The sequence below is a fragment of the Hymenobacter baengnokdamensis genome, assembly GCF_008728635.1.
GTDB classification, from domain to species: Bacteria; Bacteroidota; Bacteroidia; order Cytophagales; family Hymenobacteraceae; genus Hymenobacter; species Hymenobacter baengnokdamensis.
Genome location: NZ_CP044285.1, coordinates 2,717,200 through 2,743,581, shown reverse-complemented (window position 1 = coordinate 2,743,581; position 26,382 = coordinate 2,717,200). Strand labels below are relative to the sequence as shown.

Annotated in this window: 22 protein-coding genes; 14 read left to right on the top strand and 8 right to left on the bottom strand. The window is 59.0% G+C overall.

Annotated elements, in window-relative coordinates:
- Positions 1 to 16 precede the first annotated feature (16 nt).
- The gene (locus F6X24_RS11695) at positions 17 to 1,639 is read left to right on the top strand and encodes an ABC-F family ATP-binding cassette domain-containing protein (RefSeq protein ID WP_151088170.1); all 1,623 of its coding nucleotides are present in this window, start codon (positions 17 to 19) and stop codon (positions 1,637 to 1,639) included.
- Positions 1,640 to 1,730: 91 nt separating this feature from the next.
- Positions 1,731 to 2,531 (top strand): hypothetical protein, encoded by an 801-nt coding sequence (locus F6X24_RS11690; protein WP_151088169.1) that lies wholly within the window; start codon positions 1,731 to 1,733, stop codon positions 2,529 to 2,531.
- A 79-nt stretch (positions 2,532 to 2,610) separates the two neighbouring features.
- On the opposite strand, the gene F6X24_RS11685 is transcribed toward F6X24_RS11690, so the two are convergent.
- Positions 2,611 to 2,781, bottom strand: coding sequence for a lmo0937 family membrane protein (locus F6X24_RS11685; RefSeq protein ID WP_151088168.1), 171 nt, complete (start codon positions 2,779 to 2,781; stop codon positions 2,611 to 2,613).
- 203 nt (positions 2,782 to 2,984) lie between these two features.
- Here F6X24_RS11685 and F6X24_RS11680 point away from each other — a divergent pair, with 203 nt between their 5' ends.
- Together F6X24_RS11680 and msrA are read left to right on the top strand one after the other, a co-directional pair.
- On the top strand, positions 2,985 to 3,878 hold the full coding sequence (locus F6X24_RS11680) for a 3-hydroxyacyl-CoA dehydrogenase family protein (protein WP_151088167.1): 894 nt from the start codon (positions 2,985 to 2,987) through the stop codon (positions 3,876 to 3,878).
- Positions 3,879 to 4,064: 186 nt separating this feature from the next.
- On the top strand, positions 4,065 to 4,604 hold the full coding sequence (gene msrA, locus F6X24_RS11675; RefSeq protein ID WP_151088166.1) for a peptide-methionine (S)-S-oxide reductase MsrA: 540 nt from the start codon (positions 4,065 to 4,067) through the stop codon (positions 4,602 to 4,604).
- A gap of 129 nt (positions 4,605 to 4,733) precedes the next feature.
- On the opposite strand, the gene F6X24_RS11670 is transcribed toward msrA, so the two are convergent.
- Positions 4,734 to 5,594 (bottom strand): 2,3,4,5-tetrahydropyridine-2,6-dicarboxylate N-succinyltransferase, encoded by an 861-nt coding sequence (locus tag F6X24_RS11670; protein ID WP_151088165.1) that lies wholly within the window; start codon positions 5,592 to 5,594, stop codon positions 4,734 to 4,736.
- Between the two features lie 90 nt (positions 5,595 to 5,684).
- Between F6X24_RS11670 and F6X24_RS11665 the strand changes: the two genes are divergently transcribed.
- From F6X24_RS11665 to F6X24_RS11645, 5 genes are all read left to right on the top strand, one after another.
- Entirely contained in the window at positions 5,685 to 6,914 is a 1,230-nt protein-coding gene (locus F6X24_RS11665; protein ID WP_151088164.1) for a glycosyltransferase, read from the top strand.
- Between the two features lie 127 nt (positions 6,915 to 7,041).
- On the top strand, positions 7,042 to 8,061 hold the full coding sequence (locus F6X24_RS11660; protein WP_151088163.1) for a 3-oxoacyl-ACP synthase III family protein: 1,020 nt from the start codon (positions 7,042 to 7,044) through the stop codon (positions 8,059 to 8,061).
- Positions 8,062 to 8,168: 107 nt separating this feature from the next.
- Positions 8,169 to 8,822 carry a metal-dependent transcriptional regulator gene (locus F6X24_RS11655; RefSeq protein WP_151088162.1) on the top strand — a complete coding sequence of 218 codons (654 nt, stop codon included), beginning with the start codon at positions 8,169 to 8,171 and terminating at the stop codon, positions 8,820 to 8,822.
- 174 nt (positions 8,823 to 8,996) lie between these two features.
- Positions 8,997 to 10,373 (top strand): tRNA uridine-5-carboxymethylaminomethyl(34) synthesis GTPase MnmE, encoded by a 1,377-nt coding sequence (gene mnmE, locus F6X24_RS11650; RefSeq protein WP_229725065.1) that lies wholly within the window; start codon positions 8,997 to 8,999, stop codon positions 10,371 to 10,373.
- A 198-nt stretch (positions 10,374 to 10,571) separates the two neighbouring features.
- Positions 10,572 to 11,864, top strand: a complete 1,293-nt coding sequence (locus F6X24_RS11645; RefSeq protein WP_151088160.1) for a citrate synthase — start codon at positions 10,572 to 10,574, stop codon at positions 11,862 to 11,864.
- Between the two features lie 211 nt (positions 11,865 to 12,075).
- On the opposite strand, the gene F6X24_RS11640 is transcribed toward F6X24_RS11645, so the two are convergent.
- The 5 genes from F6X24_RS11640 to lepA form a co-directional block, all read right to left on the bottom strand.
- On the bottom strand, positions 12,076 to 12,438 hold the full coding sequence (locus F6X24_RS11640) for a hypothetical protein (protein ID WP_151088159.1): 363 nt from the start codon (positions 12,436 to 12,438) through the stop codon (positions 12,076 to 12,078).
- Between the two features lie 369 nt (positions 12,439 to 12,807).
- Entirely contained in the window at positions 12,808 to 14,766 is a 1,959-nt protein-coding gene (locus F6X24_RS11635; protein ID WP_151088158.1) for an OmpA family protein, read from the bottom strand.
- A 156-nt stretch (positions 14,767 to 14,922) separates the two neighbouring features.
- Entirely contained in the window at positions 14,923 to 15,534 is a 612-nt protein-coding gene (locus F6X24_RS11630) for a 7-carboxy-7-deazaguanine synthase QueE (RefSeq protein ID WP_191906546.1), read from the bottom strand.
- Between the two features lie 201 nt (positions 15,535 to 15,735).
- Positions 15,736 to 16,635 (bottom strand): bifunctional 5,10-methylenetetrahydrofolate dehydrogenase/5,10-methenyltetrahydrofolate cyclohydrolase, encoded by a 900-nt coding sequence (locus F6X24_RS11625; protein WP_151088156.1) that lies wholly within the window; start codon positions 16,633 to 16,635, stop codon positions 15,736 to 15,738.
- Positions 16,636 to 16,769: 134 nt separating this feature from the next.
- Positions 16,770 to 18,557: a translation elongation factor 4 gene (lepA, locus tag F6X24_RS11620; protein ID WP_151088155.1), complete on the bottom strand. Its 1,788-nt coding sequence runs from the start codon at positions 18,555 to 18,557 to the stop codon at positions 16,770 to 16,772.
- 89 nt (positions 18,558 to 18,646) lie between these two features.
- On the opposite strand from lepA, the gene F6X24_RS11615 reads away from it, so the two are divergent.
- From F6X24_RS11615 to F6X24_RS11595, 5 genes are all read left to right on the top strand, one after another.
- Positions 18,647 to 19,501 (top strand): hypothetical protein, encoded by an 855-nt coding sequence (locus F6X24_RS11615; RefSeq protein WP_151088154.1) that lies wholly within the window; start codon positions 18,647 to 18,649, stop codon positions 19,499 to 19,501.
- 163 nt (positions 19,502 to 19,664) lie between these two features.
- Positions 19,665 to 20,069, top strand: coding sequence for a GlcG/HbpS family heme-binding protein (locus tag F6X24_RS11610; protein WP_151088153.1), 405 nt, complete (start codon positions 19,665 to 19,667; stop codon positions 20,067 to 20,069).
- 233 nt (positions 20,070 to 20,302) lie between these two features.
- Positions 20,303 to 20,968 (top strand): GNAT family N-acetyltransferase, encoded by a 666-nt coding sequence (locus F6X24_RS11605; protein WP_191906302.1) that lies wholly within the window; start codon positions 20,303 to 20,305, stop codon positions 20,966 to 20,968.
- A 102-nt stretch (positions 20,969 to 21,070) separates the two neighbouring features.
- Complete coding sequence (locus F6X24_RS11600; protein ID WP_151088151.1) at positions 21,071 to 24,496, top strand: methylmalonyl-CoA mutase family protein; 3,426 nt, start codon at positions 21,071 to 21,073, stop codon at positions 24,494 to 24,496.
- Positions 24,497 to 24,621: 125 nt separating this feature from the next.
- Positions 24,622 to 25,479: a DUF6438 domain-containing protein gene (locus F6X24_RS11595; RefSeq protein ID WP_151088150.1), complete on the top strand. Its 858-nt coding sequence runs from the start codon at positions 24,622 to 24,624 to the stop codon at positions 25,477 to 25,479.
- A gap of 221 nt (positions 25,480 to 25,700) precedes the next feature.
- Here F6X24_RS11595 and F6X24_RS11590 read toward each other — a convergent pair whose 3' ends face one another.
- A complete protein-coding gene (locus F6X24_RS11590) occupies positions 25,701 to 26,249 on the bottom strand; it encodes an REP-associated tyrosine transposase (protein WP_151088149.1) in 549 nt (182 codons plus the stop codon).
- Between the last annotated feature and the right edge of the window lie 133 nt (positions 26,250 to 26,382).

Sequence of the window (26,382 nt, the reverse complement as noted above, 5' to 3'; positions counted from 1 at the left end):
TCTTACTCTGGCTTAGATGATTTCCACGACCAACGTGAGCTTGCGCTACGGCAAGCGGGTACTGTTTGAAGACGTAACGGTAAAGTTTTTACCCGGCAACTGCTACGGCCTCATTGGGGCCAACGGGGCGGGTAAATCTACTTTTCTGAAAATTTTATCGGGTGAGCTGGAGCCCAATACCGGCTCGGTAGAGATGCCTGCCGGCCAGCGCCTGGCGGTGCTGAAGCAGAACCAGTTTGCCTACGACGACCAGCAGGTGCTGCAAACCGTTATTCAGGGCCACCAGCGCCTGTGGGCCGTTATGAGCGAAAAGGACGCGCTCTACGCCAAGGCCGATTTTAGCGACGCCGACGGCGAGCGGGCGGCCGTGCTCGAAGGCGAGTTTGCCGACCTCGAAGGCTGGAATGCCGACTACGAGGCCGCCGAGCTGCTGAGCGGCCTCGGCATCACCGAAGACAAGCACTACGCGCTGATGTCGGACCTCGGCGCTTCGGAAAAAGTGCGCGTGCTGCTGGCCCAGGCACTTTTTGGCAACCCCGACGTGCTGCTGCTCGACGAGCCCACCAACAACCTCGACGCCGAGAGCGTGCTCTGGCTCGAAAACTTCCTCGATAACTTCCAGAATACGGTGATTGTGGTAAGCCACGACCGCCACTTCCTCGATGCCGTGTGCAACTACATGGCCGACCTGGACTTTTCGAAAATCACGATGTACCCCGGCAACTACGGCTTCTGGTACGAAAGCAGCCAGCTGGCCCTGCGCCAGCGCCAGGATGTGAACAAGAAAACCGAGGACAAGCGCAAGGAGCTCGAAGAGTTTGTGCGCCGCTTCTCGGCCAATGCCTCGAAGAGCAAGCAGGCTACCAGCCGCCAGAAGCTGCTGCAAAAGCTGACCCTGGAAGAAATCAAGCCTTCGTCGCGCCGCTACCCCTACATCGCCTTCAAACCCGAGCGCGAAGCCGGCAACCAGCTGCTGACCGTGGAGGGCGTGGCCAAAAAGGTCGATGGGCAGTCGGTGCTGAAAAACGTGTCGTTCACGCTCGATAAGGGTGATAAAATTGCCATCGTGGGCCGCGACGACCGGGCCGCTTCGCTGCTGTTCGATATTCTGTTTGGCGAAGCCCAGGCCGATAAAGGCACCTGTAGCTGGGGCACGACCATTACGCCGAGCTATTTCCCTAAGGAAAACAGTGCCTACTTCCAGGCCGACAATATGAACCTGGTGGACTGGCTGCGCCAGTACTCGGTAGAGAAAGACGAAAGCTTTGTGCGCGGCTGGTTGGGCCGCATGCTGTTTTCGGGCGAGGAGTCGCAGAAAAAGCCCAACGTGCTGAGCGGGGGCGAAAAAGTGCGCTGCATGCTCAGCAAGATGATGCTGGAAAGCGGCAACGTGCTCGTGCTCGACGACCCCACCAACCACCTCGACCTGGAAAGTATTCAGGCCCTGAACAATGGCCTGAAGGACTTCACCGGCTCCATCATCTTCGCCTCGCACGACTTGCAGTTTATCGAAACCGTAGCCAACCGCATCATCGAGCTCACGCCCGAAGGTATCATTGACCGCCGCATGAACTACGAGGAATATCTGGCCGATGAAACCCTGAAAGCGCAGCGCCAGAAAATGTATCAACTGGCTTAAAACCCGGAATTAAGCAGATGCTTTCGGGGGTTTCGTCTAGTAAACCGGGCTTCTTCATCCTTTCTTTTCGCCTCTCCGCTAATTTTCATTCATGAAACGTCTGCTTCTTCCTTTTTTGCTGGGCGCCGTAGCGCTGCTGGCACCCGGCCGCAGCCTGGCCCAGGACAAGCCGGTGCTGAATACCGCCCCTCCCGGCACCGCGCCGGCACCCGGTCAGCTCATGACCGCGCCAACCGATACCACTTCGCGGCGCCCCTACTCGCCGCGGCCTGCTTATTCGCCCCCCAGCAGCACGGACCCCCAGCCCACGCCCTACAGCCCCTCGGGCCTGGAGCTACCCGGCCGTGAGCAGGCCCGTAAGGCCGCCCAGCAGCACGCCGAGCAATATACCAAATTGTTTATATACTCGGGGGTAGGCCTGGGCTACAGCTCTAATTACTACAGCGATGGCGGGGTATTCAATTTTAGTATCTCCCCTTCGCTGGGCTACCGACTCACCGACCGCCTGGCCGTTGGCCCCGGCATAAGCTATACGTATGTTAACTATACATTTGGCAAGAATAACCCGACCCTGAACCTCAATAATATCGGGGTAAAAGTATTCGGTCAGTTTCGGGTAATCAACCAGTTTTTTATTCATGCCGAATACGAAGTCACGAAAGCGGAGCTGCCCCTCGTAGACCAGTACAATAATTATATTATTGTTAATAATCAGATTGCTACCGGCTCCCGCCAGGTACAGTCGCCGCTGGCCGGCGTTGGCTACCGCTCCCAAATCAGCAACCGGGCGGCGGCCGATATTGTACTCCTGTATAATTTTCAGGATGGCTACAACAGCATTTATTCTAACCCGGTTATCCGCTTCAACTTCCTGTTCAATATTGGCCGCTAGGTAATAGGGGCTGGCGCAAAAGAAACCCCCGCTGTCTTCACAGCGGGGGTTTTTTATGTAGAAGCAGGAGCGCCGGTACTTATACCGGGTTACGACCGCTGATAACGCGCAACAGGATGGCAATAATAGCAATTACCAACAGAATGTGAATCAGGTTGTTACCTGCCAGGCCAGCGCCCAGCACGCCGAAAAAGCCGAGAGCCCAAATGATGATGAGGATGACGGCGATGATATACAACAGATTGCCCATGAGTGAAAAAGGAAAGAATGGAAGTGAAAAGGTGTGCGTAAGCCGGGGCAGCTTACGGGGGTTTGTACGGCAGGAATAGAAAAAGGATGAAGTTGTGTACAAAATTTTTGCCGGGCCCGGCCAAACTTTTCGGTAGCCAGTAGCTTTGCCGGGCGGCGGCCCCCTGGCCGGCCGTTTGTTTTTACCCTTTTACTCTCCCACCCATGAACGTTGCCGTTATTGGCTCGGGCACGATGGGCAATGGCATTGCCCACGTTTTTGCCCAGCACGGTTTTGCTGTTTCCCTCATCGATATCAACCAGCCGGCCCTCGACCGGGCGCTGGGCACTATCACCAAAAATCTCGACCGCCAGGTAGCCAAGGCTACCCTCAGCGAAGACGACAAAGCGGCTACCCTGGGCCGCCTGCGCACCTTCACGAGCCTGGCCGAAGGCGTGGCGGGCGTGGAGCTGGTAGTAGAGGCCGCCACCGAAAATGTGGACCTCAAGCTCCAGATTTTTCGCGACCTCGACCAGCACGCGCCGGCCGGGGCCATCCTGGCCAGCAACACCTCGTCGATTTCGATTACCAAAATCGCGGCCGTAACCAAGCGCCCAGCCCAGGTTATCGGAATGCACTTCATGAACCCGGTGCCCGTGATGAAGCTGGTAGAAGTTATCCGGGGCTATGCCACGTCCGAGGAGGTGACGCAGCGCGTCATGGAGTTGTCGCGCCAGCTCGGCAAAACGCCGACGGAAGTCAACGACTACCCCGGCTTCGTGGCCAACCGCATCCTGATGCCGATGATAAATGAGGCCATTATCAGCCTTTTCGAAGGCGTGGCCGGCGTGGCGGAAATCGACACGGTGATGAAGCTGGGCATGGCCCACCCGATGGGGCCGCTGCAGCTGGCCGATTTTATCGGCCTCGACGTGTGCCTGGCCATTTTGCGGGTGCTGCACGAGGGCCTCGGCAACCCCAAGTACGCGCCCTGTCCGCTGCTGGTAAACATGGTAATGGCCGGCCGCCTGGGCGTGAAGTCTGGTGAGGGCTTCTATCAGTACACGGCGGGCTCCAAAGACCTGGTAGTGGCCCCGCGCTTCAAACCGCAGATTTAACGGATTTAACGGATTGCGCGGATACGCTTGCTGCGCAAGCTGACTACGCACTGACTGTATGATGCGAAGGTATGGAGGCCGGGCAACATGAACGCTAGCCCCCTTTTTTTCGTTACCGAAACAGCACGGTAGTCAGCTTGCGCAGCAAGCGTATCCGCGCAATCCGTTAAATCCGTTAAATCTGCGATGGAACATGCAACATTTGGGGCCGGCTGCTTTTGGTGCGTCGAGGCCGTTTTTCAAAATCTGAAGGGCGTGGCGAAAGTGGTTTCCGGCTACGCCGGGGGCCGCATCAAAAACCCTACGTATAAGGAAGTATGCAGCGGCCTGACCGGCCACGCCGAGGTGATTGATATTACCTTCGACCCGGCCGTTATCAGCTACCCCGAGCTGCTCGAAATTTTCTGGAAAACCCATGACCCGACGACCCTCAACCGCCAGGGCAACGACACGGGCACGCAGTACCGCTCGGTTATTTATTATCACAACGACGAGCAGAAGCAGCTCGCCGAGGACTACAAAAAGAAGCTCAACGACGGTCACGCTTTCCCTAACCCCGTGGTAACGGAAATTACGGCCGCACCCGAGTTTTACCCCGCTGAGAATTATCACCAGAATTATTTCAACCTGCACGGCCACGAGCCCTACTGCCAGTTTGTGGCCAAGCCCAAAGTGGACAAGGTGAAGGCGCTGTTTGGGGAAAAGTTGAAGGCTGGAGTGGTGTAAGTACGGCCTCACTTGTAAAGAAAAAAGCCCGCTAGCCAGCGGGCTTTTTTCTTTACAAGTGAGGCTGTTTAGGAAGTCAAGATTGACTTCCTAAACAGCTTCTGTAATTAGTTTTTGTAGTTCGATTATTTATACCGACACCCCGAAATCGCGCAGCGCATCATTCAAACTCGTTTTCAAATCGGTGCTCGGCTTGCGCTGGCCGATAATGAGGGCACACGGCACCTGGTACTCGCCGGCCGGGAAATGCTTGGGAATAGTGCCCGGAATGACGACCGAGCGCGGCGGCACGTAGCCTTTGTATTCCTTGGGCGTGGCACCCGTTACGTCAATGATTTTGGTGCTGCCCGTGATGGTGACGCCCGCGCCGATGACGGCTTCCTTGCCAATGCGGCAGCCCTCGACCAGGATGCAGCGCGAGCCGATAAAGGCCCCGTCTTCGATGATGACGGGCGCGGCCTGCACGGGCTCCAGCACGCCGCCCAGGCCCACGCCACCGCTCAGGTGCACGTGCTTGCCCACCTGGGCGCAGGAGCCCACCGTGGCCCAGGTATCGACCATCGTGCCCTCGCCCACGTAGGCGCCGATGTTGGTGTAGCTGGGCATGAGGATAACGCCGGGGGCCAGGTAAGCGCCGTAGCGGGCCACGGCGGGCGGCACCACGCGCACTTTCTGGCTGGCGTAGTCGGTTTTGAGGGCCATCTTGTCGTAATACTCGAATGGACCAACCTCCTGGGTACTCATCTGGCGCAGCGGGAAGTAGAGGATAACCGCCTTCTTCACCCACTCATTTATCGTCCATTCGCCGCCATCCTCGGTGGGCGGCTCGGCTACCCGCAGGTGGCCTTTGTCGAGGTCTTCAATGGTATGCTCGATGGCCAGCTGGGTATCGTGCTGGTCGAGCAGGGTGCGGTCGGCCCAGGCCGCTTCAATGGCCTGTTGGGCAGCAAAGCGGTCGAGTACTGGGCTGTGGTGAATGGTGGTGTCCATGAGAAGGGGTAGATAATTGAGCACAAAACTAGCATCTTTGAGGGCAGGTCGGTTACTTGCCCGGCCGGGCTTTCTTTCGCCACGCCCCTCATGGTCGCTGCTCCTTCCTCGCCCAGGCGGTTCCTGCTTGCCTCCGTGCTCAAGCCCGTAGACGACACCCGGATGCGGGGCAAGTTTGCCCAAACCCTGCTCGCCGAGCCCCTTACCGAGGTGCACATAGCCGGCCGCAGCACCGGCGCCGACCTGCCTCAGTCGCTGACTCAGGATTCTCCGCGGCTTTATCACCACCACCTTTTTGGGGGCTCACGGCTGAGCCTGAACCGCCTGGCTGCCCAAGGGCGCTATTGGCGCCTGCTGCGGGGGCTGCGGCCCGACCTGGTAATCGTGCACGCGCCCGAGCTGCTGCCGCTTACGCTGCTGTGGCAGGCGCTGGGGCGCGGCCGGCAGTTTGCCTACGACATCCGCGAAAACTACGCCCTCAACGTAGGCACCCAACGGGTATATAGCGGTTTTACAAAGCGCCTGTTGGCCGCCGGTCTGCGCTGGGTAGAGGGTGCGGCGGCCCGGCGAGCCGCCGCGGTTTTTCTGGCCGAGGCCAGCTACGCCAACGAGCTGCCTTTTTTAAAAAAGCTGCCTCCTGAACGCGTTTTACTGCTCGAAAACAAGTACCAGTCGGCCCCCGGCGAAGTGCTGCCGACTACCTCCTGCCCCATGCCGGCCGCCACTGCGCCGTTACGGCTGCTGTTTTCGGGCACCATATCGGAGCTGAACGGCGTGAGGGAGGCTATTGCGCTGGCCCAGGCACTGCCTCAGCACTGGCCGGCCGGGGTGGAGCTAACCATCATGGGGTTCTGCCAGCAGCCTGCTTTACTGGCCGAGCTGCGGCGGCTGGCGCAGCAATTATCGGCGCCGCCGCTTCGGCTCACGCTTATTGCGGGGGCCGAGCCGGTACCGCACAGTCGCATTGTGGCCGAAATCGGGCAAAGCCACTTCGGGCTGCTGGCTTACCGGCCTCACCCCAGCACCGCCCGCTGCCGGCCCACCAAGCTTTTCGAGTACCTGGCCCACGGCCTGCCCGTGCTGGTATCCGACAATCCCCTCTGGACCAGCATAGTGCAGGCACATGGGGCAGGGCTGGCAATTAATTTCGGGGAGGCGCCCCGAGCAGCGGCAACCGTAGCAACGGCGCTGTCAACGGCTGTATTTTACCCCGCAGGCATCCCGGCCGACGAAGTGCTGTGGGCCAGTGAAGGCAAAAAATTAGGGCATATGCTGAAAACCCTCGGGCCAGGCCCGACCTTTGCGGCCCCTTTCGCGTAGCCCTGTTGAGCAAGAGCTGAACAGCTGCCACCGGATTTCAAGTAAATGTATCTTACTTGCAAGTCGGTTCATGGCTGATTTTCTGAACCATCGCTCTTTCTACCCACCCCCTTTCCTACCCCCTTCAATGGCTTCTGCTACCACCCTGCGCCACTCCGAGATTGCCGGCGTCGGCCACTACGTTCCCGACCGCGTTGTCAAGAACGCCGACCTCGAACAGCTCATGGAAACCACCGATGCCTGGATTCAGGAGCGGACCGGCATTCAGGAGCGGCGCTGGTTTGAGGAAGGCAAGGATACTACTGCCGGCATGGGGGCCGAAGCCGCCCGCCGCGCCCTCGCCGCGGCCGGCCTCACCCCCGATGATGTGCAGCTGATTGTATTTGCCACGCTTTCGCCCGATTATTTTTTTCCGGGCTCGGGCGTACTCATGCAGCGCGAGCTGGGGATTAAGAATACCATTCCGGCCCTCGATGTGCGCAACCAGTGCTCGGGCTTTGTCTATGGCTTGTCGGTGGCCGACCAGTTTGTGCGCACCGGCATGTACGATACCGTGCTCGTGGTGGGCTCCGAAATCCACTCCTCGGGCCTCGACAAAAGCACGCGCGGCCGGGCCGTGTCGGTTATTTTCGGCGATGGTGCCGGGGCAGTGGTGCTGCGCCCCTCTTCGCACGAAGGCCACGGCATTCTCAGCACGCACCTGCACGCGCAGGGCGAGTTTGCCGAGGAGTTGATTGTGAAGGAGCCGGGCTCAAACCGCGAGGGCCGCGTGAACTACGCCATTGCCCACGAGCCCGATATGTATCCGTACATGAATGGCCAGAACGTGTTTAAGCACGCCGTGGTGCGCTTCCCGCAGGTTATCAAGGAAGCGCTTGACCACAATGGCTATCAGGCCCAGGATATTGACCTGCTCATACCGCACCAGGCCAACCTGCGCATTACGCAGTACGTGCAGCAAAAAATGGGGCTGCCCGACGACAAGGTGTTCAGCAATATTCAGCGCTACGGCAATACCACGGCGGCCAGCATTCCCATTGCGCTCAGCGAGGCCGTGCAGGCCGGCCGCATTAAGCGCGGCGACCTGGTGTGCCTGGCTGCTTTCGGCTCGGGCTTCACCTGGGCTTCGGCGTTGATTAAGTGGTAACTTTTCATTTAACAGGTATCCATTAACAGTTAACATCCTGGCTGCCTGGCTTTCGGCGGGCGGCGGCCTATCATCTGAATTGTTAAATGATAAATGTTAATTGTTAAATGACAATTACGGAGGAAAACTACCTTAAAACCATCTATAAGCTGGCCGAGGCCGAGCCGGGGCAAGGGGTGAGCACCAACCGCATTGCGGCCGCCCTGGCAACCCGCGCCGCTTCGGTAACGGATATGCTGCGGCGACTGGCCGAAAAGGGGCTGCTCGCATACGAAAAGTACCGGGGCGTGCGCCTCACCCCGGAAGGCCAGCGCCTGGCGCTGCTCACCGTGCGCAAGCACCGGCTTTGGGAAGTATTTCTGGTGCAGCAGCTGGGCTTCAGCTGGGATGAGGTGCACGAGGTGGCCGAGGAATTGGAGCACGTTCAGTCGCCGCTACTGATGCAGCGCCTCGATGCGTTTTTGAATTACCCGACCCTCGACCCCCACGGCGACCCCATTCCGGCCGAGGATGGGGCCATGCGCCGCCCCCTGCATCGCCTGCTCACCGACCTGAGCCTGGATGAGTGCGGCACCCTTGCGGCCCTTAAAGACACCTCCGCGCCCTTCCTGCAATACCTGGACAAGGTGGGCCTGCACCTCGGCGCGCAGGTGCGGATACTCGCTAAAGTAGCCTTCGACAACTCGCTGGAGCTGCGCGTCAATCGCGACCGCATGGTGCTTATTTCAGCCGAAGCGGGCAAGAATTTATACATAATATAGTTTATTTAATATATTATATATTATAGGTATTACTCTCCCGTGAAGAATGCCTTTCGCCGACAAACTCAGCACCACGTTCGGCCTTTTTTAAGGCGTGCATTTTGCAACTCTATTATCTATTAAATATATTAAATAGCCTGACTCGCAGTGCAGACATTTTTTTCCGATACTATTGTGGCCCTCTCCACTCCGCCCGGCGCAGGTGCCCTGGCCGTGGTGCGCTTATCGGGGCCGGATGCCATTCGGATTACGCAGGCCCTGTTCTCGAAGAAAAATCTGGCCGCCCAGCCCGGCCACACCGTGCACTACGGCACGCTACGCGACCCGGAGAGCCACGTCGTGCTCGATGAGGTGGTAGTGGCGCTGTATCGCGGGCCGCGCTCTTACACCCGCGAAGACGTGGTGGAAATCTCGGGGCACGGCTCCGACTTTATCGTGCGCCAGATAATGGCCGCGCTGCTCCGCCAGGGCGCCCGGCTGGCAGAAGCCGGCGAGTTTACCAAGCGCGCCTTTCTGAGCGGAGCGCTCGACCTGGCCCAGGCCGAAGCCGTAGCCGACCTGATTGCCGCCGACTCGGCCCTGTCGCACCAGGTAGCCCTGAACCAGCTGCGGGGCGGCTTTTCGGATGAGCTGCGCGGGCTGCGGGCCCGGCTGGTGCAGTTTGCGGCCCTGCTGGAGCTGGAGCTGGACTTTGGCGAAGAAGACGTGGAATTTGCCGACCGCACTGGCCTGGGGCGGCTGCTGGCCGAGGTGCAGGGCGTGGTAGCCGGGCTGCTGCGCTCGTTTGAGCTGGGCAACGTGATTAAAAACGGCATTACCACCGTAATTGCCGGGCGGCCCAACGCCGGCAAATCGACCCTGCTCAACGCGCTGCTGCGCGAGGAGCGGGCTATTGTATCGGCCACGCCGGGCACTACCCGCGATTTTATTGAGGATGAGGTAACTATCGACAGCCTGCGTTTCCGCTTTGTGGATACGGCCGGCCTGCGCGACAACCCGGCCGACGAGGTAGAGGCCATCGGTGTGCGGCGCACCCGCGAGCGCATCGGCCAGGCGGCACTGCTGCTTTATGTGTTTGACCTCACGGAGCTGACGCCCGCCGACGTGCAGGCCGACATTGCCGAGCTAACGGCCACCCTGCCCAGCCTGCCCGTGCTAGCCGTAGGCAATAAGCTTGACCTGGCCACGCCGGCACAGCTGGCAGCCTTTCGTGAGTGGGACAGTAAAAGACAGGAAGTAGCCCTTATTTCGGCAGGTCAGCGCCGGGGGCTTGAGGAGCTACAAGCCGCGTTGCTGGGGCAGGTGCGCGGCGCGGGGCTGGCCGGCACCGGTACCAGCACCATCGTAACCAATGTGCGCCACGCCCGCGCCCTCGAAGTGGCAGTGCAGCACCTGGGCGCCGTGCGCGAGGGCCTCGGCCTGGGGCGCGGCACCGAGCTGCTGGCGGCCGACCTGCGCCACGCCCTGGCCGCGCTGGGCGAGATAACGGGCGAAGTTTCGTCGGACGACCTGCTGACGAGCATTTTCACCCAATTCTGCATTGGAAAATGAGCCGGCCGGCCAAAAATCGTCGCAAACGTTGCCAGTCCGCTTCCGAGGCCAAACTGTGCCACTTCCGGAAACCTCCCTTGGCTCACAGGTGTAGTATACCTGGCACTTGTCGGGCAAAAATTTCCCGGCTTACCGCCTGCGCCGTAGCTTCGCGCCCGAAATAGGCTGCTACTTTAATTCCCCTATCCTACCCAACCAATGGCAGAAACTGCTGAACTCATCCTCGACGGCAAGTCTATCACGTTGCCCGTTTTTGAGGGCACCGAGCACGAAAAGGCTTTCGACATCGGCAAGCTGCGTGACCAGACCGGCTACGTAACCCTCGATTCGGGCTATAAAAACACTGGCGCTACGAAGTCGGCCATTACTTTTCTCGACGGCGAAGAAGGCATTCTGCGCTACCGGGGCTATCCTATCGAGCAGCTGGCCGAGAAGTCTAGCTTCCTGGAAGTAGCCTACCTGCTGATATATGGCACGCTGCCAACCGAGGCGCAGCTCAAGGAATTCAGCGGCCAGATTACCAAGCATACGCTGGTGCACGAGGATATCCGCAAGATTTTCGATGGCTTCCCCAGCGCCACGCACCCGATGGCTATTCTGAGCAGCCTCACCTGCGCGCTCACCGGCTTCTACCCTGAAAGCCTCAACCCCAACCAGAGCAAGGAGGAAATCGACCTCACCATCGTGCGCCTGATTGCCAAGATGAGCACCATTGCGGCCTGGACGTACAAGAACTCGGTGGGCCACCCGCTCAACTACCCGCGCAACGACCTCGACTACTGCGCCAACTTCCTGTACATGATGTTCAGCTTCCCGACCGAGAAGTATGAAGTCAACCCCGTGGTAGTGAGCGCCATCAACAAGCTGCTTATCCTGCACGCCGACCACGAGCAGAACTGCTCGACCAGCACCGTGCGCCTCGTGGGCTCGGCCAACGCCAGCCTCTACGGCTCGGTATCGGCGGGCATCAACGCGCTGTGGGGCCCGCTGCACGGCGGCGCCAACCAGGAAGTGATTGAGATGCTCGAAGCCATCGAAAAGGACGGCGGCGACACCAGCAAGTTTATCGCTAAGGCCAAGGACAAGAACGACCCGTTCCGCCTCATGGGCTTTGGTCACCGCGTGTACAAGAACTTCGACCCCCGCGCCAAAATCATTAAGCTAGCCGCCGACGAAGTGCTGAAGGCCCTGGGCCTGGAAGACAGCCCGCTGCTGAAAATAGCCCAGGAGCTGGAGCAAGCGGCGCTTACCGACCAGTACTTCATCGACCGCAAGCTCTACCCGAACGTGGATTTCTACTCGGGCATCATCTACAAGGCGCTGGGTATTCCGACCGATATGTTTACGGTGCTGTTTGCCCTGGGCCGCCTGCCCGGCTGGATTGCTCAGTGGAAAGAGATGCGCGAGAACAAGGAGCCCATTGGCCGCCCGCGCCAGATTTACGTGGGCGAAGGCGAGCGCGACTACGTCGGCATTGCCGAGCGCGCCTAAGCCTGCTTTTTGGTTATTCGATTTTAGTCAGCCTGCCTTGTGGTGGGCTGACTTTTTTTGCCCCTACCCTACTACGACCATCTGGCCGGCGCTCAAAGCACCGTGAACAGAAGTCGGCAAATATATTAATTAAATTCTATATTACTACCACCTCCTTTGGTGCAGCTGGCCCCGCTACGGGAGCCAGCTGCGCCAAGGTGTGGCCGTGCTGCTAGAGCCGGTGGGCCGTGAAGTTGGCCCGCAGCTGCTGGTAGGCTACGCGCTGGTCGGGGTAGAGCAAGTCGTTGAGGGCTTGCTCGTAGCTGAGCTGGGCGGCAGCCATCTGGGCATCGCGGTCGGCGGCCGGGGCTCCTACCAGCGACAGCTCTAGCTCGCGGCGGTCGTTGAGGTACTGTAGGTGCAGGCGCTTGACCCGTACGTACTGGCCCTCGTTGAGGTGAATGCGGTGAGCCAGCGCCTGAGTCAGCGTGGTTGCCCGCACCTGAATGGCTTTCGGATACTCTTCGCCGGGCTTAGTAGTCGGGGCACCGGTAAGGCCTACTGTAAGAAAGGCCGCTGCAAATAGGTGGTTCATGGGTGAAAAAAGTGTGGAGGTGAAAAAATGACATGCTAGCAGCGTTCGGAGCCGGGAAGTATGCGGGGCGGCTGCCGGAACTGGTCCAAACGTACGCTAACTTTTCAATTAGGACTAAACAAGGTGATTTTAGCACTTTTTTAATCAAGCCATTTTTTCATCAGATTACAAGCTTCTCATTTTCGAGCAGTTATCTATTTTAAAAAAAGGCAGCCTTCAGGCAAAAAAAATACCCGCACTTTGGCGGGCACTACAGTTTATTTGAAAAATGCAATAAAAATTTTACTTCTTTAAAGCCTTGCTTTAAGTAAAAATGTCGGAAGCGGGTGCTCAGCCAACGTGCTTAAAGCTTTACTTGAAGGCAGTATTTTATAGAATTCGCAACTCTATTCGGCGGTTCTGGGCGCGGTGGGCCTCCGAATCGTTGGCAGTAAGGGGCTTGCTTTCGCCGTAGCCCTGGGCGCGCAGGCGGCTGGCGGGCACGCCGTGGGCCGTGAGGTAGCTCAGCACGGCCTGCGCCCGGCGCTGGCTCAGGCTAAGGTTAGTGGCGGGCTGGCCCACGTTGTCGGTATGGCCGGCTATCTCTACGCGCAGGCTGGCATCCTGGCGCAGAAAATCGACCAGGCGGTCGAGCTCGGTGCGCGAGCGGGGCTTGAGGGTTGCCTGGTTAGAATCGAAAAACAGGTTGTTCAGTACCGCGCTCCGGCCACTTTTGGCCGGGTCGAGGTAGATATCGAGCGTCAGCGGGTCAAATTTCTGCTGGTTGGAGTAGTCGAAGCTCAGGCTCTTGAGCAGGTAGCCGGGCGCGGTGGCGTACATGGCGTAGGCGCGGCCCTCGTTGAGCACGGCCGTGTATTCGCCGGTTTCGGCATCGGAATACACCTGCTGGGTCAGGGCGTTGGTTTTGAGGTCAAACAGCCGCACCACGGCATTGAGCGGCTTTTTCGTAACGGCATCAAAGACGCGGCCCTGGGTGTAGGTACTGGTTTCGCGGGCGCGGGCGCTGGCCGGGGCTTCGCTGCCGTAGAGCAGAATAACCGGGGGCAGGTTGGCCGCCTCGCCGGGCCGGGGCGGCTCGGTGCGGGTGCAGTACACGCGCTTATTATCCGAAGAGATAAAAATGGAGGCTTCGCTGGCAAAGGTATTGAGCGGGTAGCCCAGGTTGCGCGGCGGGCTCCACTGGCCTTTATCGTCCTGCTCGGAGCGGAAAATATCGGAATTACCCAGGCCCACGAGGCCCGTAGAGCTGTAGTAGAGGGTGGTGCCGCTGGCATGAATAAACGGCGCCAGGTCGTCGCGGCTGGTGTTGATGGGCGCGCCTACATTGCGGGCCGGCCCCCAGGCATCATCGTCCCCAATCGTACTTACATATATATCAAAACCCCCAAGTCCGCCCCCTCGGTTGGAGGCAAAGTAGAGCGTGCGGCCATCGGCCGAAAGGGAGGGCTGCGAGTCCCAGTTTTTAGAGTTAACGAGCACCCCCAGGTTGCGGGGGGCCGTCCACTGGTTGCCGCGCCGGTGCGAGATGTAGAGGTCGCAGTCGCCCACGCCGCCGGCCCGGCCGCAGCTGGTGAATACCAGCGTTTTGCCATCGCCCGAGATGGTGGCCGCGCCCTCATTCTCGCGCGAGTTAATGACCGGGGATATGGACTGCGGCACCCCAAACTTGCCCTCGGCATCGACGGCGCTGATGAGCACATCCTCGTTTTCCTGGCCGCGCAGCTCGGGGTTGCGGCGCACCGTGAAGAGCAGGAAGCGGTTATCGGCAGTCAGCACCGGGAAGTACTGGTCGCGGAACTGGTTGAGCGGCGCGGGCAGGCGCTCGGGCGCGGGGCCGGTGGGGTGTGCCATGGCCTCGGCAGCATAATCGCAGTTCTGGAGCTGTAGCTGGGCGTAGGCTACCTGGTTGGGGCTAGTGGGCTTAGTTTGTAAATAATTGGTATAGGCCGTGCGGATGGTGGCATAGTCGCCCACCTCCGAAGCCAGCTTGCCCAGGATAAGGTAATCGGCCGCCCGGGCAGGCTCAACGGGCAGCTTGCCAAGGCCTTGCTTATACGCCTCGAAGGCACCGGCGTGGTCGCCGAGCGTGAGCTGCAAGGAAGCCTTGCGCAAAAAAGGCTCGCCGAGGTCGGGAAACTTCTCCGTCAGCTGCTGCCACACCAGCAGCGCCTGCTGGGGCTGCCGGTCTTTGTAGTACAGGCTCTGAGCCTTTTCGTAGAGGCTACGGGCTTTGCCGTCGGTGATGGAAGCAGGTACTTGCTGGGCCAGGGTGGGCGTAGCGGCCAGACAAAGTACAAGGCCGGAGCCTAACAGAAGCTTGGATAACATAGCGGAATACTAATTCTTTGACCAGCAGAAAAGGACGCCCTGCTGCGGGCAAAATAGCTGTCTGCTTGCGTTGTATAGGTTGTACAACGCTGCAAGCGGGCGGCTGTGGTGCGCGCAGCATAACGTCCTTTTTTCAGGTATGACCCCGGAATAAAGCTACGGAATGTCGAGGTATTTGTGGGTTTGGAGCGACACTTGCCAGCGCGGATTAGCTTTTACATAGTCGATGAGGGCGGGCGTCATGCGGGCGGCGCGGCTCCACTCGGGCTGGAGGTAGAGGCGCGTGGTGGCGGGCACCAGGGCGGCGTGCTCTTCAGCCCACTTGAAGTCGCTTTCGTTAAATATGATAATTTTTAACTCATCGGCGTGGGCCAGCACGTCGGGACGCGGGGCCTTGAATTTTTTGGGCGACACGCATATCCAGTCCCAGCTGCCCGAGAGCGGGTGGGCGCCGCTGGTTTCAATCCAGGTTTTAAAGCCGGCGGCTTGCAGCGCCCCGGTGAGCGGGCCGCAGTCGTGCATCAGTGGCTCGCCGCCCGTGACGACGACGTGGCGGCCGGGGTGCGCGCTGGCGGCGGCCACCAGGTCGGCCACGGCCTGGCGGGGGTGCGCGTCGGCATCCCACGACTCCTTCACATCGCACCACACGCAGCCCACGTCGCAGCCGCCGAGGCGAATAAAGTAGGCCGCCCGCCCGGTGTTAAAGCCTTCTCCCTGAATAGTATAAAACTGCTCCATTACTGGAAGGATTGAACCAGTGGGGGGCATATTCTCGCCCGCCGCAAGCACGGGCAGCTGGGCAAGTAAATTGGTATCGGCAGACATAAGCAAAACAAAAAAGGGCGCGACTAACGTCAACGCCCGGGGCGCGACCGGGGGTTACGGTCACTCAAATTTACGAACCGTAGCGTGGACGCTGCGAGTCCGCGCGTAGAACGACCCACGCGCGGACTCGCAGCGTCCACGCTACTATTTCGGATATACGGTGCCCTTAGCAGCGCGCAGCGTGTTGAGCAGCAGCATGGCGATGGTCATGGGGCCTACGCCGCCCGGCACAGGCGTGATGCGCGACGCCAGCGGCGCTACTTCGGCGAAGTTGACATCGCCTTTCAGCGCGTAGCCGCTCTTCTTGTTGGCGTCGGTTACGCGGGTCGTGCCAACGTCAATTACTACCGCACCGGGCTTCACCATGTCGGCCGTTACGAACTCGGGCCGGCCGATAGCGGCCACGATGATATCGGCCTGCCGCACGATTTCGGGCAGGTTCTTCGTGCGCGAATGGCATAAAGTAACCGTGCAATTGGCGGTTTCCAAGTTCTTGGCCAGCAGAATGCTAACCGGAGTTCCCACAATGTTGCTGCGGCCGATAACCACGCAGTGCTGGCCGCTGGTTTTGATACCCTGGCGGGCCATCAGCTCCACGATGCCCGAGGGCGTGGCGGGCAGCAGCGCGGGCAGCCCGGCCACCATGCGGCCCAGGTTCATGGGGTGAAAGCCGTCCACGTCCTTCTCCGGCCGGATGGCCTCAATCACCTTCTCCGGGTCGATATGCTTGGGCAGCGGCAGCTGCACGATGAAGCCATCGATGTCGGCGTCCTCATTCAGGGCTGCCACCTGGGCCAGCAGCGCGGCCTCGGTGATGTCGTCTTCGAAGCGCAGCAGCGTGCTGGCAAAGCCGACGCGCTCGCAGGCCAGCACCTTGTTGCGCACGTAGGTTTCGGAGCCGCCGTCGTGGCCCACCAGGATGGCAGCGAGGTGAGGCACCTTTTGGCCGGCGGCCTTCAGTAACTCGACTTCGGCGGCGATTTCAACTTTGATGTCCTCGGCGGTCTGCTTGCCGTCGATGAGGTGGGGAGTGGCTTGGGTCATGAATAAAAATATCGGTCAGGCTGACGAAGGAAGCATCTTGTCAGGAAATAACGGTAGCTATCCAACCTGACGAGATGCTTCCTTCGCCAGTCTGACCGCCAAAAAAACGCGGCCCTTGCGGGGCCGCGTTTTCATCAGTCAATCTTAAGCACCGCCAGAAACGCTTCCTGCGGAATCTCCACCGAGCCCACCGAGCGCATCCGCTTTTTGCCTTCCTTCTGCTTTTCGAGCAGCTTGCGCTTGCGGCTGATGTCGCCGCCGTAGCACTTGGCAATTACGTTTTTGCGCAGAGCCTTCACGGTTTCGCGGGCAATAATTTTCTGCCCGATACTGGCCTGAATGGCGATGTCGAACATCTGGCGGGGCAGCAGCTCGCGCAGCTTCTCGCAGAGGCGCTTGCCCCACTCGTAGCTTTTGGAGCGGTGCACGATGGCCGAAAGGGCGTCTACCTTCTCACCGTTGAGCATGACGTCGAGCTTCACCATGTCCGACTCGCGGTAGCCAATCAGCTCGTAGTCGAGCGAGGCGTAGCCCCGGCTGATGGTTTTGAGCTTGTCGAAGAAGTCGAACACGATTTCCGACAGCGGCAGCTCGAAGCTCATCTCCACGCGCTCGCTCGTCAGGTAGCTCTGGCCCTTGATGATGCCGCGCTTTTCCATGCAGAGCGTGATAATCGGGCCGACGTACTCGGCCGCCGTAATAATCTGCGCCTTGATGTAGGGCTCCTCGATGAGCTTAATCAGGTTCGGCTCCGGCATTTCGGACGGCGCGTTGATGACGAGCTGCTGGTCCTTGGTGCCGATGGCGTGAAACTGCACGCTCGGCACGGTGGTGATGACCGTCATGTTGAACTCGCGCTCGAGGCGCTCCTGCACGATTTCCATGTGCAGCATGCCGAGAAAGCCGCAGCGAAAGCCGAAGCCCAGCGCCACCGACGTTTCGGGCTCCCACACCAGCGAGGCGTCGTTGAGCTGCAGCTTTTCCATGCTGGAGCGCAGCTCTTCGTACTCGGTAGTATCGACCGGGTAGATGCCGGCAAACACCATCGGCTTCACGTCGGCAAAGCCGTGGATGGCCTCGGCCGTGGGGTTGTGGACGTGGGTAATCGTATCGCCCACCTTCACTTCCCGCGCTTCCTTGATGCCCGAGATGAGGTAGCCCACGTTGCCGGCGCTCATTTCGGGGCGCGGCTCCTGGTTGAGGCCCAGGATACCGATTTCGTCGGCGCCGTACTCCTTGCCCGTGGCCATGAACTTCACCTTGTCGCCTTTGCGCATGGTACCGTTCTTGATGCGGAACAGTACTTCGATGCCCCGGTACGAGTTGAAGACCGAGTCGAAAATCAGGGCTTGCAGCGGCGCGTTCGGGTCGCCGAGCGGCGCCGGAATCCGGTCGCAGATAGCGTTCAAAATTGCCTCGATGCCGATGCCGGCCTTGCCTGAGGCGTGGATAATGTCTTCCGGCTTGCAGCCGATGAGGTCCACTATTTCGTCGGTCACTTCCTCCGGCATGGCGTGCGGGAGGTCGATTTTGTTGAGTACCGGAATGATTTCCAGGTCGGCCCCGATGGCGAGGTAGAGGTTGGAAATTGTTTGGGCTTCAATGCCCTGCGAAGCGTCCACAATCAGCAGCGCGCCCTCGCAGGCCGCGATGCTGCGGCTTACCTCGTAGCTAAAGTCGACGTGGCCGGGGGTGTCAATCAGGTTCAGCGTGTAGGTTTCCCCTTTGTAGGGAAACTGCATCTGGATGGCGTGGCTCTTGATGGTGATGCCCCGCTCGCGCTCCAGGTCCATGTTATCGAGCAGTTGGGCCTGCATGTCGCGCTTGGCCACGGTGCTCGTGAACTCCAGAAGCCGGTCGGCCAGGGTGCTTTTGCCGTGGTCGATGTGGGCAATGATGCAAAAATTTCGAATATTCTTCAACGGAGGGCGGTTTTTGGCAGCACGAAGATACGGCCAATTCGCGGGAGGGCGTATGTTTGAGCCTGGCTCCACTCCTTACCTTTTTCTCCTTGCTTCCTACTGCTCCTACCGCCCCCAAGCCCGTAGCGCGGGCTACGCGCAGCAAGTTTACGACGGTGTTTATCAATGCCACTGCCTGCTACCTGCTGGCCTACCTGGTGGTGCGGCTGGTAAGCCAGGCTACCCTGGTATATATGGGCCGACAGGCGGGCATTCCAGGCACCTGGGACGTGAGCGGCGTGCACTTTATGCTGGCCGATAGCGGCTGGCGGCGCGATACCGTGCTGGCCGTGTACGGCCCCGGGCCGGCCGCCATCGGCGGCATGGCGGTGGTGGCTTTCCTGCTCTTCTGGAAGTGGCAGCGCCACCGCCGGGGCCTGGCCAAGCTTCTGCTGCTGTGGCTTATCTTCCATGCCACAAACGCTATACTCGGCGGCCTGCTGGCCGATACCATCACGCAGTCGGGCTCGTGGTTTGTGCCCAACTGGCTGCTGGGGGCGGGTACCTGGCCCAGCACAGTGCTGGGGCTACTTTTTGGGGCGGTGCAGCTTGCGCTGGGGTCGGCGGCGGCTATTCCATTTTTACTGGCCCAGGACTCGCGCACGGTGCTGCAATTCGACCACCGGCCCCTGCTGGTACGCTACACTATTCTGGGGCCGTGGCTGGCGGGCTCGGTCCTGCTGGCCGTAGCGGCAATTCCGCACCTGGGCCTGAACGAAGTGCTGCGCTTTGGCACCATGGGGCTGCTGCTTATTCCGCTGGCGCAGGGAGTAGCCGAGGAGTCGTTCACCTTTAAGAAGGTGCTACCCAGCCCCACCCGCGTATCGTGGGTGCTGGCCGGCCTGGCCCTGCTGGGATTGCTGGCCTGGCGGCTGGCGCTGGGTGGGCCGGTGGCGGTGCATTAGGCTTATTTACTGAACAAGGAGCACTTAGCTTGCAGGCCCATCTGGCGGGACTATAATTCCGCTTTTGCCCGGTTAGTGAGTAGCCGGTGTCAAACAGATAGCCCAGCCTGCTAGTTAGGAGCCGGGAGGTCTATCATTCATCTTCTTTTTCCTATCTTTCCTTATGGGTATCACCCTTGCTCAAGCGCAGGCCGCCATTCAGGCCGCGCACCAGAAATCGCTCGCGATGGGCGTAAAAATGAATATCGCCATCGTTGATGCCGGGGCCAACCTCGTGGCCTTCGCCCGCATGGACGATGCCTGGCTGGGCTCGCTCGACATTTCCATTAAGAAAGCCAAGACGGCCCGCTTCTTCGATATGCCTACCAGCGCTATCGGCGGCCTTTCGCAGCCCGGCGGCCCGCTCTATAATATTGAGCACTCCAACGGTGGCCTCATCACCTTCCCCGGCGGCCTGCCCATCAAGGATGGCAGCGGCACGGTTATCGGGGCTATCGGGGTGTCGGGCAGCACCGTGGAAGACGACCACGCCGTGGCTGAAACCGGCGCGCAGGCAGTGAAGGGGTAATAACCGGAGCTTTTTTGACAAAAAATACCCCTGTGCGACGGCACAGGGGTATTTTTTGTTTAGTTTTAGCCGTTTAGCGCCGTTTCCAAAATCGGTGTACCGGGTGGGCTGCCGGCTTTTTGGCCGGCTGTCCGCTCGTCGCTGGCGCCGCTTGTTCTGCTAAAATGCGGACGGCCGGCTCAACCCCGGCAACTCGTACCAACCATTATGTACTCGGACCAGAAACTTGCGCTATGTCACTCTTTACGCCCGATTGGCAGTCTGTTAACCTTTCTGGTCTCCTACCTGCAACGCAACACGTATTCCAGCGCTGGTTATTACGGCAGACGGCTAACTCTTTGGCTTTTACCTTTCCTTATCAAAGCCTTGCCTCCTCCGCCCGGCTCACTTACGAACTGGTAGACTGGCTAAATTTTCCAATTTATTTAACCCTCTTCGCGGGCGACCCGTCCCCATTCGTTGATGCGCGCTTTAAGGAACGGAGTGCGCTGGAAATGTATGCGGTGGCATTGCTCACGGAATTACGGTTTTCCAGGAAGCACGGGGCCTGCGACTGGCTCGTGCGCCGCCGTTCTGACGAGCAGGCTATTGGCGTACTGCACTTATATGAGCTTAACCACGAGATAATTAACGACCAGCCTGCCCCCTGCGTCGTCGGCATGTCGCTGGCTGCGCCCTTTCGCCAGCAAGGCTATGGCCTCGAAGCATTTCACCAGTTGCTGGCACACACCACCAGCCTATTTGGCCGCCCGGAAGCACGGGCGCTGACTGCCGCCAGCAACCTGGCCGCCCAGCAGGTACTGCGTAAAAGCAGCTTTCTACTACTCGAAGAATACCCGGCGACGCCCCGGCAAGGAGCCATGCAGCTATGGCAGCGTCACCTCTGTTCGCACTACTAACCAACGCGGCCTGCCCCGGCCGACCTCGCCGGGGCTTTTTCGTACCTTCGCGTACGTTTTCCACTCTTACGGTCGCGGACTAAAAGTCCGCGCTACTGCCCTATGCATCCCGCCCCCGTTGCCCCGTACAAGCCTAAAAACCACGTTCGCATCGTTACGGCCGCCGCGCTGTTTGATGGCCACGACGCGGCCATCAATATCATGCGCCGCATCATTCAGAGCAGCGGCGCGGAGGTTATTCACCTGGGGCACAACCGCTCGGTGCAGGAAATCGTGGACTGCGCCATTCAGGAAGATGCCCAGGCCATTGCCATTACCAGCTACCAGGGCGGGCACAACGAGTATTTCAAGTACATGTTTGACCTCTTGAAGGAGCGCGGCGCGGGCCACATCAAGATATTTGGCGGCGGCGGCGGCGTTATTCTGCCTACCGAGATTGCCGAGCTGCAAGGCTACGGCATCACCCGCCTCTACTCGCCCGATGATGGCCGCTCGATGGGCCTGCAAGGCATGATTAACGACCTGCTGGAAAAGAGCGACTTCCCCACCGGCCAGCACCTCAACGGCGAGGTAACGCACGTCAAGGAGAAAGATGCCCGCAGCATTGGCCGCCTGATTTCAGCCGCCGAGAACTTCCCCGAGGAGTTTGAGCGGGTGAAAGGCCAGCTGATTACCGACTTTCAGCAGCAGGAAAACGACGATACGCAGCTCCTGGCGCCGGGTGCGAAGCAGGGCGCACCCATCCTGGGCATCACGGGCACGGGCGGCGCGGGCAAGTCGAGTCTGGTTGATGAGCTGGTGCGGCGCTTCCTGCTCGACTTCCCCGACAAGACGCTGGCCATCATCTCAGTAGACCCCAGCAAGCGCAAAACCGGCGGCGCGCTGCTCGGCGACCGCATCCGGATGAACGCCATCAACAGCCCCAGAGTGTACATGCGCTCGCTGGCCACGCGCCAGAGCAACCTCGCCCTCAGCCGCTACGTGCAGGACGCGGTAGACGTGGTGCGGGCGGCCGATTTTGACCTCATCATTCTGGAAACCAGCGGCATCGGGCAGAGCGATACCGAAATCATCGAGCACTCCGACGTGAGCCTCTACGTGATGACGCCCGAGTACGGGGCGGCCACGCAGCTCGAAAAGATTGACATGCTGGACTTTGCCGACGTTATCGCGCTCAACAAGTTCGACAAGCGCGGTGGCCTCGACGCCCTGCGCGACGTGCGCAAGCAGTACCAGCGCAACCACCAGCGCTGGGATTCGCCGCTGGAGGAAATGCCGGTTTTTGGCACCATCGCCTCGCAGTTCAACGACCCCGGCATGAACCGGCTCTACCGCGCCATTCTGCACACGCTGGAGGAAAAGACGGGCGCGCAGTTCGCCTCGCACCTGGAAACCAGCGGCGAGATATCTGAAAAAGTATATATTATTCCACCCCACCGGACGCGCTACCTCTCCGAGATTGCCGAAACCAACCGCTCCTACGACCAGCGCGTGCGCGAGCAGGTGAACATGGCCGAAGTGGCCGGCGCCTTTGCCAAGCTGGAAGAATACTACCGCGACGTGAAGCACTCGTCGGACAGCATGGTGGGCGAGTTTGCCAAGGAGAAAGACAAGGCCCTGCGCCGGCTGGACGCCGATGCCCAGACCATACTGGAAAACTGGGAGAACACCCTGCAAAACTACCGCAACCCCGAGTACGTGTACCAGGTGCGCGACAAGGAGATTCGCGTTAAAACGCACACTACCTCGCTGTCGGGCAACGAGATACCCAAGGTGGCCGTGCCGCGCTACCTGGGCTGGGGCGACCGCCTGCGCTGGGCCATGCAGGAGAATTTCCCCGGCGAGTTTCCATACACGGCGGGCGTGTTTCCATTTAAGCGCGAGGGCGAAGACCCTACCCGCATGTTTGCGGGCGAAGGCGGGCCGGAGCGCACCAACCGGCGCTTCCACTACGTGAGCAAGGGCCTGCCCGCCAAGCGCCTGAGCACGGCCTTCGACTCGGTGACGCTCTACGGCGAAGACCCCGACCACCGGCCCGACATCTACGGCAAGATTGGCAACGCGGGCGTGAGCATCGCCTGCCTCGACGACGCCAAAAAGCTCTACTCGGGCTTCGACCTCTCGCACCCGGCCACCTCGGTGAGCATGACGATAAATGGCCCGGCGGCCACGCTGGCGGCGTTTTTCATGAACGCGGCCATCGACCAGAACTGCGAGAAGTACATTCACCAGCATGGCCTCGAAGCGGAGGTGGATGCCAAAATCGACCAGCTTTTTGCCGCTAAAAAGCAGCCCCGCCCCCGCTACCAGGGCGAGCTGCCCGAGGGCAACAACGGCCTGGGCCTGCTGCTGCTGGGCGTGACCGGCGAAGACGTGCTGCCCGCCGACGTGTACCAGCACATCAAGGCCAAGACCCTCACCCAGGTGCGCGGCACCGTGCAGGCCGATATTCTGAAGGAAGACCAGGCCCAGAACACCTGCATTTTCAGCACCGAGTTTGCGTTGCGGCTCATGGGCGACGTGCAGGAGTATTTCATCCGCAACGCGGTGCGTAACTTCTACTCGGTCAGCATCTCGGGCTACCACATTGCCGAGGCCGGGGCCAACCCGATTACCCAGCTGGCGCTTACGCTCTCCAACGGCTTCACCTTCGTAGAATATTACGTGAGCCGGGGCATGCACATCAATGACTTCGCGCCCAACCTGTCGTTCTTCTTCTCCAACGGCATCGACCCCGAGTACGCCGTGATTGGGCGGGTGGCGCGCCGCATCTGGGCCAAGGCCATGAAGCTGAAGTACGGCGCCAACGCCCGCAGCCAGATGTTGAAGTACCACATCCAGACCTCGGGCCGCTCGCTGCACGCCCAGGAAATCGACTTCAACGACATCCGCACCACGTTGCAGGCGCTCTACGCCATCTACGACAACTGCAACTCGCTGCATACCAACGCCTACGACGAGGCCATCACTACGCCCACCGAGGAAAGCGTGCGCCGGGCCATGGCCATTCAGCTCATCATCAACCGCGAGTTGGGGCTGGCCAAAAACGAGAACCCGCTGCAAGGCTCCTTCATCATCGAGGAGCTGACCGACCTGGTGGAAGAAGCGGTGCTGCTCGAATTTGACCGCATCACGGAGCGCGGCGGCGTGCTCGGCGCCATGGAAACCATGTACCAGCGCGGCAAAATCCAGGAGGAAAGCCTGCACTACGAGATGCTGAAACACACCGGCGAATACCCGATTATCGGCGTCAATACCTTCCTCTCGTCCAAGGGCTCGCCCACGGTCATCCCGGCCGAAGTCATCCGCGCCACGGAGGAGGAAAAGCAGTACCAGATTACGATGCTCGAAGCCCTGCACGCCCGCAACGCCGAGGCGAGCCCGGCCGCGTTGAAGCAGTTGCAGCGGGTAGCGGTGCAGAATGGCAACCTCTTCGCCGAGCTAATGGAAACGGTGAAAACCTGCTCCCTAGGTCAAATTACGAACGCGCTGTTTGAGGTCGGCGGGCAGTATCGGCGGAATATGTAATTTGGCAAACTTTGGCATCTAGAAGGAAGCTGTCCTTAGCGGACAGCTTCCTTTTTCATTTTAAAGCACTTAGCTATATGAGATACTTCTTTCTGCTAGCCCTAATCCTACAGCATTTTTTTGTCTTGGCTCAAATAGACACTTTGCAAAGCAAGGCTGATGTGGAAGCCTATTTAAAACGCCGGTATCATTACAAGGAGATTGCGCTCAACCCAGTAAATATTATCATACGAGATACTAATGCTGTGCAGCCAATCCGTCCTTCATATTGGCTTAAAAAAGATTTTAACCACGATGGCAAGAATGACTTACTTGTTTCTGCTACTGTTGCCAAAGGGAAACGAGATAATCAACGTGAACTATTTATTATTGCTAGCGAGGGCAATCATTATACTAAGGTTGATATTGTAATCCCTGTTAGCTATGGTCATAATGGGGATGCCTCCTATGATATTTATCTAGCTTTAGGTAAGAGTTATCTGGTGATAAATACCCTAGTTCAAAAGATGCTCCGACCGCAAGATGTTAGACCAGGCCATTATGCTGTTTATAGCACCGGACACGACACAATATTTGTGCAGAATAATAAGCAAATGATTTACGCGAAGCATCCAGCGCAACTAGCTATCGAATCTGTGAAATTTTCCACGACAGAGTGCTTCGGCACTTGCCCAGTTTTTCAGCTTTTTATTAATAAAGATGGTTCGGTGAGCTACAAGGGCATTCAGAATGTTAGTAAAATTGGCGATTATAAGCTTATCATGTCGAAATCAGAACTCTCGTATCTTACTTCTTTACTAGCCGCAATAAACCCGCTGAAACTGAACAACCATTATAGTATCGATGCAAGTGATTTCCCAAGCATCAATTTAACTGTAAATTATGCTAATGGGCAGGTTAAGTCAATCGAAGATTATGGAGAACGCGGCACATACGGTTTAGCTGTATTGTACGAATTTCTATTAGATTTAAAAAACTTCTAATTCTAGACTGGCGCGAGTTTAGGCGCAGCCGTAACTCGTGCCTTTTCTTACCGTGGAGGTTACACCTCCACTGCCGCGCCAGCGGCAAGCGGCGACCGGGCCAGTATAAACCTAGAAACGACTCGTTCTATGGGAGGCACAGCCTCCCCCGAAAAACTGGCACGAGTTACGGCTTCGCCTAAACTCGTGCCAGTGAAGTTGTTAGGGTAATGACAGGCTGATTATTCAATTAGCAACACTTTCAACAGGCCGGGGCGGTCGGCGTAATTACGGGCGCTGCTATACAGGAAATCTTCGGGCTCATCTACAAAGCCAGCCACGACCGGATTGCGGTGTAAGTAGGCTAGCCGTTGCCGCTGTAGGTCGTTGGAGTGCAGTTCGATAGGATGATTGCTTTGCTGCCAGAACTGATAGTGCGTGTTGTGACTGTTCTGTTGGCCAGCGCGGGCAAACATCCTGAGCATCCAGTCGCGGCGGCTTTCCTGGCCGTTTTCCTCAATAGCACGGAGCAACTCCTTGGCCGTGTGCCGCTTCAGGTCGCGCAGGATGCCGGAGAGGTTCTCGGCTTCGCTGCTGATAATGAGGTGCGCGTGGTTGGTCATCAGGCACCACGCGTAGATTTCCAAGCCTTTGTGCTGCTGACAGTAGCGCAGGCTATCCACGAAAATATCGTTGTAGAGCCGGCGCGTAAATACATCAATCCATTGGATGGTAGCAAAGCTGACAAAATAAAGCTGTTGGGAAGCCTGGATTTTATATTTCTCACTCATGCAGCGGCTAAAGTACCGCTTGGCTAGCACCAAATATTACTGGCTTATGCTGGCGCGAGTTTAGGCGCAGCCGTAACTCGTGCCAGTTTTTCGGGGGAAGCTGTGCCTCCCATAGAACGACGTAGTAGCACGA